Source organism: Kitasatospora sp. NPDC005856, assembly GCF_040629945.1.
Classification (GTDB): Bacteria; Actinomycetota; Actinomycetes; order Streptomycetales; family Streptomycetaceae; genus Kitasatospora.
Window position 1 is genome coordinate 56,894 of sequence record NZ_JBEXWT010000047.1, and the last position, 12,576, is coordinate 69,469.

Here is a 12,576-nt window from a genome sequence, read left to right on the forward strand (position 1 = left end):
CGGCGCGGGCGGCCTCAGCGCGCCGCCTGCGCCAGCCCGAGCGCGTACGGCAGCCAGAACTCGCCCGCGCGGGGCTCGCCCCGGCCGCAGTCGCCGTCCGACTCCCCCGGGTTCTTGATCCACAGGTAGGCGTCCACTCCGGGCCGGCCGGTCTCGGTGGTCGGCCGCTCGCCGAGCGCGCGCCCGGACGGGTTGCACCAGGCCTCGCCGCCCAGCGCCCCGTTGCCGCTGCGGCTGGTGTCGATGACGAAGTTCTTCCCGCCCAGCGCCGCGGAGAGCCTGGCGCCGTACGCCGCGTTCCGCTCGGTGTCGTAGAAGTTGGCGACGTTCACGGCGAAGCCGTCCGCCGCCGCGATGCCCGACTTGCGCAGGGCGGTGGCGAGTTCCTCCGGGTCCTGTGCCCAGCCGGGGTTGCCCGCGTCCAGGTAGACCCGCGCGTTCGGGTTCTTCTTCAGCTCCTGGACGGCGAAGGCCAGCAGTCCGTACCGCTCGGCGGCCAGGTCGCCCTTGATCCCGCAGTTGTCCAGGGTGTGCGCGACGGCGTCCGGTTCCAGCACCACCCAGGCGCGGCGGTCGCCGAGGGCCTGGGCGACGCCGGTGATCCAGGCGCGGTAGGCGGCCGCGTCGGGGGCGCCGCCGGCCGAGTACTGGCCGCAGTCGCGGTGCGGGATGTCGTAGGCGACGAAGACCGCCGTCCGACCCGCCTCGGTGGCCCGCCGGCTCACCTGCTCGGCGATCTCCTTGGCGCCCTGCTCGCCGAGCCACTGCGAGGAGGGCTGGGCGGCGATCCGCAGCAGCGCGTCGGCCTCCGCCGTCCGGCCCTGCCCGCGCAGCGCGGTGACCTGGCGGGCGGCGTTGGTCCGGTCGGAGACGTAGAAGGCCTGCCCGGGAAGCTGGGCGAACCCCTCCCCCGCCCCGACACCCGTACCCGCGCCCGGAGTCGAGGAGGCGGAACCGGGTGCCGGCTTGCCGCCGCCCGAACCTCCGCAGCCGGACACGGCCGCCAGCACCACCCCGGCCAGCAGCGCCCCCACGGCCCCGCGCGCCCCGCGCAACGCCCTTGCCCGCCCCAGCCCGTACACGTACCGCCCCTCCCCGGACCGGTCCGGCGACCGGTCGCCACCAGCTAAGCACACCCGGCACCGGCCGACGCCCACCGCCGGTGAACGCCAAGTGGCCGTGGGCGAACGGGACATCGAACCCGTCCGACCCACGGCCACCCGCACTCGGAACCGCTCGTAGAGCGACTGGGGAAGCCGCTCAGGAGGCGACTCGGGAACGCCCGGAGGCGCTCCGGCCCAGGCTCACACCGCCTTCAGGTTCGGCACCTGCCAGTCGATCGCCTCCGCGCCGAAGGAGTCCAGCGCGGCGTTGATCTGCGAGAACGGGCGGCTGCCGAAGAACAGCTTCGCCGACAGCGGCGACGGGTGCGCCCCCTGCACCACCACGTGCTTGGCGGTGTCGATCAGCGGCAGCTTCTTCTTCGCGTAGTTGCCCCACAGCACGAAGACCACCGGCTCCTCGCGCTCGCTCACCGCCTTGATCACCGCGTCGGTGAACTTCTCCCAGCCCTTCGCCTTGTGCGAGTTGGCCTCGTGCGCGCGGACCGTGAGCACCGCGTTGAGCAGCAGGACGCCCTGCTCGGCCCAGTGCATCAGGTAGCCGTTGTCCGGGGCGGGGATGCCCAGGTCGGCGTCCAGTTCCTTGAAGATGTTGCGCAGCGACGGCGGCGTCTTGGTGCCCGGCAGCACCGAGAAGCTCATCCCGTGGGCCTGGCCGTTGTCGTGGTACGGGTCCTGGCCGAGCACGAGCACCCGGACCTTGTCGTACGGAGTGGCGTCCAGCGCGGCGAACTCCTGGCCGCTCGGCGGGAACACCTCGTGCTCCGCGCGCTGGGCCGCCACGAAGGCCGCCAGCTCCGCGAAGTACGGCTTCTCCGTCTCGGCGCCCAGCACCCCGCGCCAGGACTCGGGCAGCTCCAGCCCGCCGCCCTCGCCGGCCTCGACCACGCCCGCCTCGACCGTGTCCGTCACGACATCTACCTCCAACACCGCGGCTGTTGCGCCGCACGCCCTCTTTCACCCCGAACGCTACACAGCCCCACCGACAACCCACTCCCCCGTGACGCCCGTCCGCCCGTCCCTCCCCGGGGGTACGAAGCGGCCCCGCCGGGGGTACGAAGCGGCCCCGCCCCGGCGACCTGCCGGAACGGGGCCCGCGACGGCACCGCGGGGGTCAGATCAGCTCGACCAGGTCCGCGATCGACTTGACCACACGGGTCGGCCGGTACGGGAACCGCTCCACGTCGGCGGCGGAGGTCAGGCCGGTGAGCACCAGGATCGTCTCCATGCCGGCCTCCATGCCCGCGACGATGTCGGTGTCCATCCGGTCGCCGATCATCACCGCCGTCTCGGAGTGGGCTCCGGCAGTGTTCAGCGCCTCGCGCATCATCAGCGGGTTGGGCTTGCCGACGAAGTACGGATCGACGCCGGTCGCCTTGGTGATCAGCGCCGCGACCGAGCCGGTGGCCGGCAGCACGCCCTCGGGGGAGGGGCCGGTCTCGTCCGGGTTGGTGCAGATGAACCGGGCGCCCTGGTTGATCAGGCGGATCGCCTTGGTGAGCGCCTCGAAGGAGTAGGTGCGGGTCTCTCCGAGCACCACGTAGTCGGGGTTGTTGTCGGTCAGCACGTAACCGGCCTGGTACAGCGCGGTGGTGAGCCCCGCCTCGCCGATCACGTACGCGGTTCCGTTCGGCCGCTGGCTCTTGAGGAACTTGGCCGTGGCCAGGGCGGAAGTCCAGATGCACTCCTCCGGCACCTCCAACCCCATCCCGGCCAGCCGGGCGCTGAGGTCGCGCGGAGTGTAGATGGAGTTGTTGGTGAGGACCAGGAAGGGCTTGCCGGACTCCCGCAGCTTGCGCAGGAACTCCTCCGCCCCGGGAATCGGCGTGCCCTCGTGGATGAGGACCCCGTCCATGTCGGTCAGCCAGGACTCGATGGGCTTGCGGTCTGCCACGTGCGTGTCTCCCGAAGTGTTGCAGCGTCTTGCGTCGTACGAGGGCCCTGACGCCGCACAGCCTAATCCGCGCCGATGTCCGGGGACAGGACGTCCCGCCCACCGGACCGGCTCCCGGACCGCGCACCAAACCGGGAGCAACCGGGCGCCCCGTGATTGAGTGGGCGCATGAACCCGCAGACGACTCCCGGTCCGTTCCGCGTCGGCCTGATCGGCTACGGCCTGGCCGGCTCCGCGTTCCACGCGCCGCTGATCGCCACCACGCCCGGACTGCGGCTGGACGCCGTGGTCACCGCCAACCCCGACCGGCGCGCCCAGCTGGCGCGCGAGCACCCCGGCGCCCGCGCCGTGGACACGCCCGAGCAGCTGCTCGCCGACCCGGAGGCGCTCGACCTGGTCGTCATCGCCTCGCCCAACCGCACCCACGCGCCGCTCGCCCGCGCCGCCCTGCGGGCCGGCCTGGCCACCGTGGTGGACAAGCCGCTGGCCGGCACCGCCGCCGAGGCGCTGGAGCTGTGCCGGCTCGCCGAGGAGCGGGGCGTCCTGCTCTCGGTCTTCCACAACCGGCGCTGGGACGGCGACTTCCTCACCACGACCCGGCTGGTGCGCGGCGGCGCGCTCGGCCGGGTGCACCGCTTCGAGTCCCGCTTCGAGCGCTTCCGCCCCAAGCCCAAGCCGGGCTGGCGGGAGCTGGCCGACCCGGCCGAGGTCGGCGGCACGCTGTACGACCTGGGCAGCCACCTGGTCGACCAGGCGCTCAGCCTGTTCGGGCCGGTCGAGACGGTGTACGCGGAGATCGACGTGCGACGCGACGGCGCGGTGGTGGACGACGACGCCTTCCTCGCCCTCACCCATGCCTCCGGCACCCGCTCGCACCTGTGGACCAGCGCCATCACCCCGCTGATCGGGCCCCGGCTGCGGGTCCTCGGCGACACCGCCGGGTACGTCAAGTCCGGCATGGACCCGCAGGAGGCCGACCTGCGGGCGGGCCTGCGCCCGGACGGCAGCCGCCCCTGGGGCGCCGACCAGCCCTCGCACTACGGCACCCTCGGCACCGACGAGTCCGCGATCTCGCTGCCGACCGACCCGGGCGACTACCCCGCCTTCTACACGGGCATCGCCGCCGCCCTGACGACCCCGGGCACCCCGCCGCCGGTCGACCCGCGCGACGCGGTGGCCACCCTGGCCGTGCTGGAGGCCGCCCGCGCCTCCGCCGCGACCGGGACGGCGGTCCGCCTGGGCTGACGGGCGCCCGTCGGCCTGCCGTCCCACCTTCGCCGCCCTCAGATCCCGATGACCTCCACCGCCGAGCCCAGCCCCCGGAAGTCCGCCACGTTGCGGGTGTACAGCGGCAGCCCGTGGGCCGAGGCGACCGCGGCGATCATCAGGTCTATCCGACGCGGGCGCGGCTGCCGCCCGGCGGCGATCGTGAGGGTGACCAGCGTCCCGTAGCGGGCGGCGGCGGCCGCGTCGAAGGGCAGCGGGTCGAAGTCCGCCATCGCCGCGCCCAGCACCTCCAGCCGGGCCGCCCGGCTGGCCGGGTCCCGGGCCATCGACACGCCCTGCTGCAGCTCGGCGAAGGTGATCGCGGTCAGCTCCGGCACGGCCGGCAGGTCGGCCGGGTTGAGCAGGGCCAGGTCGATGTAGACGCAGGTGTCCAGCACCCCGGCCGGCCGCCGCCGGGGCGCTCTGCGGCGCTCAGCCACGCCGCCGCTCGAACGGGTCGTCTCCCTCGTCCCCCACCAGCTCCTCGGGCCCGAAGTACTCCTCGGCCTCCTTGCGCATCTGCTGGTAGTCGACCCGCGGCAGCTTCACGTGCCGCGCCACCAGCTCCTCCGCCGTGAGCCGCCGGCGCCCGGACACCGGCCGCAGCTCGGCGACCTCGACCCCGTTCCTGGTGATGTGGAAGGTCTCCCCGGCCTCCACCGCGTCCATCACCGCGGCGGAGTTGTTCCGGAACTCCCGCTGGGTAATCGTCTTCACCCCTCCACGGTAGCCCCGCGTAGCACCACTGGCTACACCCGGACGGGCCCCGCCCGGTTCCCCGAGACCCGCCATGGCGCGGAGGCGACGACGGGTCGATCCGACCGGCGCCGGAAGCGCGGGTGGGCGCGGGAGCACGAGGGCACGGGCGTGGGCATGGGTGCACGCGCAGGGGTGTACGCCGAGGGGGGGTGTACGCGATGGATGCGCCGTGGGGGATCCGCCCGGCGGATCGGGGAACCCGGGGGCTCACAGGATCGTCCTGTTGGTACGTCAGGACGTTGACGGAGCACCGGGAGGGGGAGCGCGCCGTGGCCGTGGTCGCGATGCTGCTGGGCCTGCTCCGGGTGCTGACCGGGGAGCTGGTGGCCGACAGCGGGACGCTGGCCTCGGTGGCCGCCGTCGCGGCCGTGGTGCTGGTGGCCGGGGCGGTCGCCGGGGCACTGGCCGGGGCGCGGCTGCTGGGGCCGCGGGCGCCGGCGGCGGTGCGCAGCGGGGTGCTGCGGCGGCGGGCGTTCGGTACGGCCTTCCTCCCGCAGCGTGATCCGGACGCCCGGGGCAGGCGACGCCCCAGGGCACCGGGAGCGGCCCCGGCGGCCGCGTGAATCCGTCCTGGTTTCCACCAGGCGTTCCTTCTTCGTGGCCGTCCTCCGCCGATCACTCATGTCCTGAGACCCCGGAGGGCTCGCTCCACCATGTCCGTACTCGCCGTTCTCGACCCGGCCGTCGCCCTGGCGCACGCCGTCGTCGCCGCCGTCGCCCACCTGGTGCCGACCGCGCTCGCCATCGTCCTGTTCACCGTCGCCGTCCGACTGGCGCTGCATCCGCTGGCGCGGGCCGCGGCGCGCGGGGAGAAGGCCAGGGCGCGGCTGGCGCCGAAGGTCGCCGCGCTGCGGAAGAAGCACCGGGACCGGCCGGAGCGGCTGCGGGAGGCGCTGGCCGAGATGTACCGGGAGGAGCGGGTGTCGCCGGTCGCGGGGTGTCTGCCGTTGCTGGTGCAGATCCCGTTCTTCTCGGTGATGTACCGCCTGTTCACCACCCCGAACGACCTGCTGGACCACACCCTGTTCGGCGTGCCGCTGGGCCTGCACGTCACGGGTGCGCACGGCGCCGGGCAGTGGGCGGTGTTCGGGGTGCTGTTCGCCGGGCTGGCGGCGGTCGGGTTCGTCAACTTCCGCCGGGCCCGGCGTGCGGCAGCGGCAGCGACGACGGCGGCCGCGGCATCGACGGCGCAGCCCGCCCCGCAGCCGGGGGCGGCGCTGCTGCCGTACCTGTCCTTCGGGTCGGTGCTGTTCGCGGCGCTGGTGCCGGTGGCCGCCGTGCTCTACCTGCTGACGACCGGTGTCTGGTCGGCCGCCGAGCGGGCCTGGCTGTACCGGGACGGGACGCCGGTGCCGGCGGCCGCGCTGGTGGCCTGAGCGGGGCCGCCCGTCAGAAGTGGCGCAGCAGCTCGGCGAAGGCCGCGAGCTGCAGCGTCGCCTCGTCCGGGCCGAGTTCCGCGTGCTCCAGCACCCAGGTGTGCTCGTGCGGGATGAAGACGGTGCGCAGGCCGGCCCGGCGGGCGGGGGCGATGTCGGACTTGGGCGAGTTGCCGATCATCCAGGTCCGGCCGGGGTCGAGGCCGAGGTCGGCGGTGATCCGCCGGTAGGTGTCGACCGACTTCTCGGCGACGATGTGGATGCCGCGGAAGTGGTGGTCGATGGTGGACTCGGTCACCTTGCGCTGCTGTTCGTCCTGGTCGCCCTTGGTGAGCAGCAGCAGGTGGTGGCGGTCGGCGAGGGCGGCCAGGGTGTCGGCGACGCCGGGGATCAGTTCGACGTCGCGGCTGGTCAGCGGGGTGAGCAGGTCGTCGATCCGGGCGTGCTCGTCCGCCGTGGGGGTGCGGCCGTTGAGCCGCTCCAGGCAGTCGGCGAGGCTCTGCCGGAAGACGGTGGCGCCGTAGCCGAGGGTGGCGGAGTTGGCGGTCTCGATCTCGTTCAGCAGGGCCCTGGTGCGCTCCTGCTCGGCCGGGGTGGAGACCCAGTCCAGGAAGCCGTCGATGACCCGCTCGAAGAGGACGTTGTTCTCCCAGAGCGTGTCGTCGGCGTCGAAGATCAGGGTCTGGTCGGTGTGCATCCGGTGGTCTCCAGGGGAAGCTCGGTCGGGCGGAAGGGAACGCGGGCGGGCGGCCGGGGATGCCGGTCGGGCGGCCGGGCGGCCGGTCAGGCGGGCGACAGCAGGCGGGCGGCGCGGGCGAGGGTCTCACGGAGGTTCTCCTCGGTGGTCCGCCGCCCGGCCTCCTCGACGGTGAGCCACTCCAGCGGGGAGGCCGGGTTCTCCGGCCGGGCCTGCTCCGGGGCGCCGGTGGCCAGCAGGAAGCGCAGGTCGGCGTGCTCGTGCGCGGGTTCGGCGGGTGAGGCGGGGACGGGCACCACGGCGAGGTGGACGAGGGCGGGACCGGGCCAGGGGGTGAGGTCGGTCAGGCCGGTCTCCTCCAGGCCCTCGCGCAGGGCGATGTCCAGCGGCCGGGTCTCGCCCGGGTCGCCGTGGCCGCCGACGTGCAGCCAGGCCTGCTGGCGGACGTGCCAGCGCAGCAGGACGCGGCGGGTCGGCGGGTGGACGATCAGCGCGGAGGCGGTGAAGTGGAGCGGGAAGGTGCTTCTGTTCCAGGCGTCGGCGACGCCGAGGAGGCGGCGGGCGCGCTCGTGGTCGGCGTTCTCCACCGGGCCCTGCGGGCGGTGGTCGTCCAGCAGTCGGGCCAGGTCGGGGCCCTGTGGCGGGTTGCCGGTGGTCACCATGGGTCTGCGCTCCTCGTTCCGTTCCGGGACCGTGCGGACTGCGCGGACCACGTCGACCGGCGTACGGGAGCGGGTGGTCGGGGCGGGCGTCCGGCCCCGGTGCTTCGGGTTGCGGCGAACCCGCGCAGCCTAGCCCGGGGTGCTCGGGCGGCCCACCGGTTTTCACGGCCGCACACCCGGGCCCGCGCCCCGGCCCGCACCCCGGCCCGCACCGGGCGCGCGTCGGGCCCGCGCGCGATCCTGCGGACTCCCACGGACTCCCACGGACTCCCCCCGGGCGCCCGCGGCAGACGTTCCACCGGAGGACACCTCCCGTACCGCCGGCGGCATACCGGCCGGTCCGGGCGTTCTCCCGGAGGCCGTAGCCTGTGGTGATCGTTTCGGGACAGGTGGAGGGATGTCGTCATGGTGGCTGCTCCGGCGCTCGCCGAGCTGCGCGAGGTGTGCCAGCCGCAGGCCAAGCTTCAGAGCCGCAACGGCGAGCACTGGGCGGGCCGGCTGTACATGCGGGCCGTCTCGCTGCGGACCACCCGGCAGCTGGTGCGCACCTCGGTGTCGCCGAACACCCTCACCTGGGTGATGGTGGTGTGCGGGGTCGGCGGCGGCGCGGCCCTGCTGATCCCGGGCGTGACCGGCGCGGCGCTGGCCGTGGTGCTGTTCCAGCTGTTCCTGCTGTTCGACTGCGTGGACGGTGAAGTGGCGCGCTGGAAGCGCCAGTTCAGCATGGCCGGGGTGTACGTGGACCGGCTCGGCGCCTACCTGGCGGACGCCGCGCTGATGATCGGCGCGGGCGTACGGGCCGCGCGCGGCGGCTCGGAGCTGTGGGTGTCGGCGGGGCTGGCGGCCGCGCTGGGCGTGGTGCTGCTCAAGGCCTCGACGGACCTGGTGGACGTGGCCCGGGCCCGCAGCGGCCAGCTTCCGGCGACCGAGGAGTCGACGCAGCCGCGCTCCCAGGGCATCGCGACGGCCCGCAGGGTCGCCTCGCTGTTCAAGATCCACCGGGTGACGAACGGCATCGAGGCCTCGCTGGTGCTGCTGGCGGCGGCCGTGGTGGACGCCGGGCTCGGCAACCTGGACGCCACCCGGTGGACGCTCGTGGGCATCACGGTGATCACCTGGGGCATGGTGGTCGCGCACCTGGCGTCGATCCTGTCCTCCTCGCGGCTGCGCTGAGCGGCCGAACGGCAACGCGCCCTGCACGGGAAGTCGACTCGACCGACTTCCCGTGCAGGGCGCGTTGTTTCTCCCGGGCCCGGCGGCCGGAGGGGTGCGCCTACTCGGCCGAGGAGCCGGAGGGGGCGGAGCCGGACCGGCCCGTGGTGGTGGTCGTGGCGGTGCGGACGGAACGCTTCAGTGCCATGTGCATGACAGGAATTCCCTTTCGAAGGGGAGGACGAGGGGAGGGAGTCGCTCGCGGCGAGCCGACGCGTCAGCTCAACGGCTTGCCCGGGCACCAGGCGTCGCCCCAGGCCGTCGTCTGGACGCAGCTGTGGCCCTGCCCGCTGCCGCCGTCCGTCAGCGTCGCGCCGTCGAACACCGAGGCACCGGCCGGGGCCATCCCGCCCAACCAGGCGGCGGCGCCCAGCGCGACCGCGACCACAGCCCGCGTCACGATTCCTCGCATGCCGACAACTCCCATCACTTCGGGGACAGTTCCACACGTTTCGGACGTTCCCGCAGTTCCCGCAGCTCCCGCAGGTCCTGCCGCACCGCCCGTACTCGCCACCCTGCCAGTCGGCGGATGGCCACGGCATCCCCCGCAAGGGATCATGAGCCTGCCTGGCAGCTTTAGGAGGCATGCAATGGAGCCCGGGACCGGCCCCGACCCGACCCCCGACGTACCCGCGCTCGACAGCGCGGCCGTCACGCTCTACCGGTGGACGGTCGTGCACGAGCGCCTCACCCGGGCGACCCTCGCCCAGGCCGCGTCGGAGACCGGCCTGAGCCTGCCGGAGTGCGAGGCGGCCGTCCGGCAGCTCACCGGGGCCTGCCTCTTCCAGGAACTGTTCGCCGACGACGTCCCGCCGACCGACGCCCCACCGGACGAGGTTCCGCCGACCGACGCCCCGCCGAACGGGGCCCCCGCGGACGCCGCCCGCCCGGCCGCCTGGCAGCCCGTCAGCCCCCAGGCCGCCACCGCACAGCTGCTCTCCGCCCGCGACACCGCCCTGCGCGCCCGGGAGGAGGCCCTGCGCGAACAGCGGCGGCTCATCCAGCAGCAGCGCGACGGGCTCGCGGCGCTGGTGCCGGTCTACCTCCAGGCCCGCCAGCACGCCTTCCCGCAGGGCACCATCGACCGCCTGCCCGACCAGTTCGCGGTGCGCTCGCTGCTCGCCGACGTGATCGACTCCTGCCGCAGCGAGGTGCTGGTCTCCAAGCACGGCGGGTCGTTCCCCCCGGCCGCCCTGCGCGAGGCGCTGCCGCGCGACCTGGCCCTGCTCGACCGGGGCGTCCGGATGCGGAGCCTCTACCAGCACGCGACCCGCTTCGACCAGCCCACCCGGGTGCACGCGGAGCAGCTGATCGAGGCCGGCGCCGAGATCCGGACGCTGCCGGAGGTGCTGCCGCAGCTGATCATCGTGGACGGCTCGCTCGCCCTGCTGCCCGCCCGCTCCGGCGGTGCGCTGATCATCCGGGAACCCGACCTGCTCTCCTACCTGCTGACCGTCTTCGAACGGGACTGGGAGAACGCCACCCCGTTCGCGAGCGGTCCGCAGGCCGCGCACGACGTCACCAAGACGATGAAGCAGAGCATCCTGGTGCTGCTCGCGAAGGGCCTCAAGGACGAGTCCATCGCCCGCCGCCTCGGCATCTCCCTGCGCACCTGCCGCCGCCACGTCTCGGACCTGCTGGACAGCCTCGGCGCGCACAGCCGCTTCCAGGCCGGCGTGGTCGCGGAACGGCTGGGCCTGACCTCGCACCCGGCGCCTTCCAACCCCGCCGCCGAGGCCGAGGAACCCGCGTCGGCGGCGTCCTGCCCGGCCTGCGGCGACCCGCTGGCGGCACCCGCCCCCTCCCCCGACGGCCACCGCCGCCCGGGCGGCCGCCCGCCCCGCTACTGCTCGCCCCGCTGCCGCTCCCGCGCCTACCGGACCCGGCAGCGGGACCGGGCGGACGTCGTCACGGAACCCGGCGGCGGCGTGACGTAACCCGCGCGTCGGGCGGCCGCCCGACGTGCACCGCGCGGCACCGGCCCCGAGCGGCACGGTCGGGGAATCCGCGTGCCCGCCCGGGGCCCGGCTGCTTGACTCTCCACCATGAGCACCTCGAACGTCCTGCCGGTCCTGCGCACCCCCAACCGCTGGGTCGCGTACGACGCCGCCCGGCGGCTGCTGGACATCACCGTGCACCGCGGCTCGACGGAGGCGCACGCGTACGCGGACGACCTGACGGCGACGGAGGCCCGGCGGCTGTTCGAGGCCCATCCCGACCACGTGCACGGGGGCTTCGGGGACCAGGGCGTCGGGTACGAGGAACTCCGGCGGCTGCTGGCGGCGGGCGATCCCCGGCTGGCGGAGCTGGCCCCGTTCTCGTTCCAACTGGACGAGCAGCCCGTCGGATCGATCGAGGAGCGCTTCCTCGCCGTCCTCGGCTCCTCGCCCGCCTCGCTGTCCTGGAAGGGCTTCGCCTGGCCGGCCGTTCCCGAACTCGGCCTGGACCCGCGCAGCAAGGACGCCGGTGTCCAGATCGCCCTCAACAGCGACGACGTCGACTTCGACCGGCCCGCGGACGACCACACGGTGTTCATCCACTTCCGTGCGGGCGACGTCCGGCGCGCCGAGTGGCTGGCCCGACAGGTGGGGCTGACGCCGGTCGGGCCGGCGGGGTCCGGCTGGTAGCCGCACGACGAACCCGGGGCCCGAGGCCCGAGGGCTCTGGCGCCCGGGCCTCGCGCCACCGGGAGCCGGCGGTCAGTAGCGGACGGCCTTGACCACCACCGGGGTCAGGGGCTGGTCCCCCGGCTGCCGGCTGAAGGCCACGGGCTGGGCCTTGCCGTTCGCCGGGACGTTCTCGGCGCCGACGATCGAGCTGTCCACGGCCTTGCCGCTGGAGTCGGTGAAGTCGACCTGGACCGCGTACGAGGCCGTGCCGGGCCCCGGGTTCTGGATCGTGACGACCACGGCGTGCAGACCACCGGTGCTCTGCCGGGGGAGACCGGTGATGGTGACGTCGCCCATCGCGTTGCCGCCGTCCGTCACCCCGCTGAGCACCGAGGCGGCCTTCTCCCTGGTCGCCGCCTGTTGCGCCGAGACGGACGCCTGGAAGGCGGACGCCGCCGCGGAGAGGGAGGCGGCGGCTTCGGAGGCGGCGGCCGACGCCGAGGCCGCCGCGGCCGACGCCGAGGCCAGCAGCGACTGGGCGGCGGAGGCGACGGCGGAGGGCGGTTCGCCGGAGAAGGCGGTCACGTTGGGCGGGGTGGCCGACGGCGAGCCCGCCGTGCCCGACGAGCTGCTGCTGCAGGCCACCAGCACGGCGGCACCGGAGGCCGCCGCGATCAGCGCGATCGTGCGCTGCGCCGTCCAGCTCCGGGCCGGGGTCCGGTCGCCGGCCCGGGAACGGTCGAGCGGCGCACGCCCGGGCAGCGGACGGTGGCCGGGGCCGTGGCTGGGGGGACTGTGGAGTTCACGCACCGAGGATCCCTCTCCTGATCGGTGTTCGGCGGCCGAGGGGCCCGTACGTCCCCATGCTTGGCAACATCCCGCTCCACAGCGACAGCTCCTGACCCGTCCGAGTGGGCGGGGCCGCCCCAGGGCGGGCCCCCCCCCCCCCCGCGGCACCCCAACCCCGCCCCCCCCCCCCC

Annotated in this window: 15 protein-coding genes; 6 read left to right on the top strand and 9 right to left on the bottom strand. The window is 74.5% G+C overall.

The window, feature by feature from the left end:
• Nucleotides 1-14: 14 nt before the first annotated feature.
• The 3 genes from ABZ449_RS25690 to ABZ449_RS25700 form a co-directional block, all read right to left on the bottom strand.
• Complete coding sequence (locus ABZ449_RS25690) at nt 15-1,082, bottom strand: glycoside hydrolase family 6 protein (protein ID WP_360350205.1); 1,068 nt, start codon at nt 1,080-1,082, stop codon at nt 15-17.
• A 222-nt stretch (nt 1,083-1,304) separates the two neighbouring features.
• Complete coding sequence (locus ABZ449_RS25695; protein WP_360350208.1) at nt 1,305-2,033, bottom strand: uracil-DNA glycosylase; 729 nt, start codon at nt 2,031-2,033, stop codon at nt 1,305-1,307.
• A 202-nt stretch (nt 2,034-2,235) separates the two neighbouring features.
• Nucleotides 2,236-3,015: an HAD-IIA family hydrolase gene (locus ABZ449_RS25700; RefSeq protein ID WP_360350211.1), complete on the bottom strand. Its 780-nt coding sequence runs from the start codon at nt 3,013-3,015 to the stop codon at nt 2,236-2,238.
• A gap of 168 nt (nt 3,016-3,183) precedes the next feature.
• Between ABZ449_RS25700 and ABZ449_RS25705 the strand changes: the two genes are divergently transcribed.
• Entirely contained in the window at nt 3,184-4,260 is a 1,077-nt protein-coding gene (locus ABZ449_RS25705; protein ID WP_360350214.1) for a Gfo/Idh/MocA family oxidoreductase, read from the top strand.
• A gap of 38 nt (nt 4,261-4,298) precedes the next feature.
• Here the strand turns inward: ABZ449_RS25705 and ABZ449_RS25710 are convergent, their stop codons facing one another.
• Together ABZ449_RS25710 and ABZ449_RS25715 are read right to left on the bottom strand one after the other, a co-directional pair.
• Entirely contained in the window at nt 4,299-4,721 is a 423-nt protein-coding gene (locus tag ABZ449_RS25710) for a type II toxin-antitoxin system VapC family toxin (RefSeq protein ID WP_360350217.1), read from the bottom strand.
• Nucleotides 4,714-4,998 carry a type II toxin-antitoxin system prevent-host-death family antitoxin gene (locus ABZ449_RS25715; RefSeq protein WP_063349249.1) on the bottom strand — a complete coding sequence of 95 codons (285 nt, stop codon included), beginning with the start codon at nt 4,996-4,998 and terminating at the stop codon, nt 4,714-4,716. The genes ABZ449_RS25710 and ABZ449_RS25715 overlap by 8 nt, the downstream gene beginning before the upstream one ends.
• Nucleotides 4,999-5,279: 281 nt before the next feature.
• Between ABZ449_RS25715 and ABZ449_RS25720 the strand changes: the two genes are divergently transcribed.
• Nucleotides 5,280-5,603: a DUF6412 domain-containing protein gene (locus ABZ449_RS25720; protein ID WP_360350220.1), complete on the top strand. Its 324-nt coding sequence runs from the start codon at nt 5,280-5,282 to the stop codon at nt 5,601-5,603.
• Nucleotides 5,604-5,693: 90 nt separating this feature from the next.
• Entirely contained in the window at nt 5,694-6,416 is a 723-nt protein-coding gene (locus ABZ449_RS25725) for a YidC/Oxa1 family membrane protein insertase (RefSeq protein ID WP_360350223.1), read from the top strand.
• 13 nt (nt 6,417-6,429) lie between these two features.
• Here ABZ449_RS25725 and ABZ449_RS25730 read toward each other — a convergent pair whose 3' ends face one another.
• Nucleotides 6,430-7,113 carry an HAD family hydrolase gene (locus tag ABZ449_RS25730; protein WP_360350226.1) on the bottom strand — a complete coding sequence of 228 codons (684 nt, stop codon included), beginning with the start codon at nt 7,111-7,113 and terminating at the stop codon, nt 6,430-6,432.
• Nucleotides 7,114-7,199: 86 nt separating this feature from the next.
• Nucleotides 7,200-7,775 carry an NUDIX domain-containing protein gene (locus ABZ449_RS25735; protein ID WP_360350229.1) on the bottom strand — a complete coding sequence of 192 codons (576 nt, stop codon included), beginning with the start codon at nt 7,773-7,775 and terminating at the stop codon, nt 7,200-7,202.
• Nucleotides 7,776-8,180: 405 nt separating this feature from the next.
• Here ABZ449_RS25735 and ABZ449_RS25740 point away from each other — a divergent pair, with 405 nt between their 5' ends.
• Nucleotides 8,181-8,948 (top strand): CDP-alcohol phosphatidyltransferase family protein, encoded by a 768-nt coding sequence (locus ABZ449_RS25740; protein WP_360350232.1) that lies wholly within the window; start codon nt 8,181-8,183, stop codon nt 8,946-8,948.
• Between the two features lie 256 nt (nt 8,949-9,204).
• Here the strand turns inward: ABZ449_RS25740 and ABZ449_RS25745 are convergent, their stop codons facing one another.
• Complete coding sequence (locus tag ABZ449_RS25745) at nt 9,205-9,399, bottom strand: hypothetical protein (protein ID WP_360350235.1); 195 nt, start codon at nt 9,397-9,399, stop codon at nt 9,205-9,207.
• A gap of 178 nt (nt 9,400-9,577) precedes the next feature.
• Between ABZ449_RS25745 and ABZ449_RS25750 the strand changes: the two genes are divergently transcribed.
• Both ABZ449_RS25750 and ABZ449_RS25755 read left to right on the top strand, forming a co-directional pair.
• Complete coding sequence (locus tag ABZ449_RS25750) at nt 9,578-10,924, top strand: LuxR C-terminal-related transcriptional regulator (protein WP_360350238.1); 1,347 nt, start codon at nt 9,578-9,580, stop codon at nt 10,922-10,924.
• A 108-nt stretch (nt 10,925-11,032) separates the two neighbouring features.
• Entirely contained in the window at nt 11,033-11,614 is a 582-nt protein-coding gene (locus tag ABZ449_RS25755; protein ID WP_360350241.1) for a hypothetical protein, read from the top strand.
• Nucleotides 11,615-11,686: 72 nt separating this feature from the next.
• Here the strand turns inward: ABZ449_RS25755 and ABZ449_RS25760 are convergent, their stop codons facing one another.
• Complete coding sequence (locus ABZ449_RS25760) at nt 11,687-12,406, bottom strand: hypothetical protein (RefSeq protein ID WP_360350244.1); 720 nt, start codon at nt 12,404-12,406, stop codon at nt 11,687-11,689.
• Between the last annotated feature and the right edge of the window lie 170 nt (nt 12,407-12,576).

Coding starts and splice junctions, on each gene's coding strand:
- ABZ449_RS25705 (WP_360350214.1), top strand. CDS start 3,184: ATGAACCCGCAGACGACTCCCGGTCCGTTCCGCGTCGGCCTGATCGGC.
- ABZ449_RS25725 (WP_360350223.1), top strand. CDS start 5,694: ATGTCCGTACTCGCCGTTCTCGACCCGGCCGTCGCCCTGGCGCACGCC.
- ABZ449_RS25730 (WP_360350226.1), bottom strand. CDS start 7,113: ATGCACACCGACCAGACCCTGATCTTCGACGCCGACGACACGCTCTGG.
- ABZ449_RS25735 (WP_360350229.1), bottom strand. CDS start 7,775: ATGGTGACCACCGGCAACCCGCCACAGGGCCCCGACCTGGCCCGACTG.
- ABZ449_RS25740 (WP_360350232.1), top strand. CDS start 8,181: ATGGTGGCTGCTCCGGCGCTCGCCGAGCTGCGCGAGGTGTGCCAGCCG.
- ABZ449_RS25745 (WP_360350235.1), bottom strand. CDS start 9,399: ATGCGAGGAATCGTGACGCGGGCTGTGGTCGCGGTCGCGCTGGGCGCC.
- ABZ449_RS25750 (WP_360350238.1), top strand. CDS start 9,578: ATGGAGCCCGGGACCGGCCCCGACCCGACCCCCGACGTACCCGCGCTC.
- ABZ449_RS25755 (WP_360350241.1), top strand. CDS start 11,033: ATGAGCACCTCGAACGTCCTGCCGGTCCTGCGCACCCCCAACCGCTGG.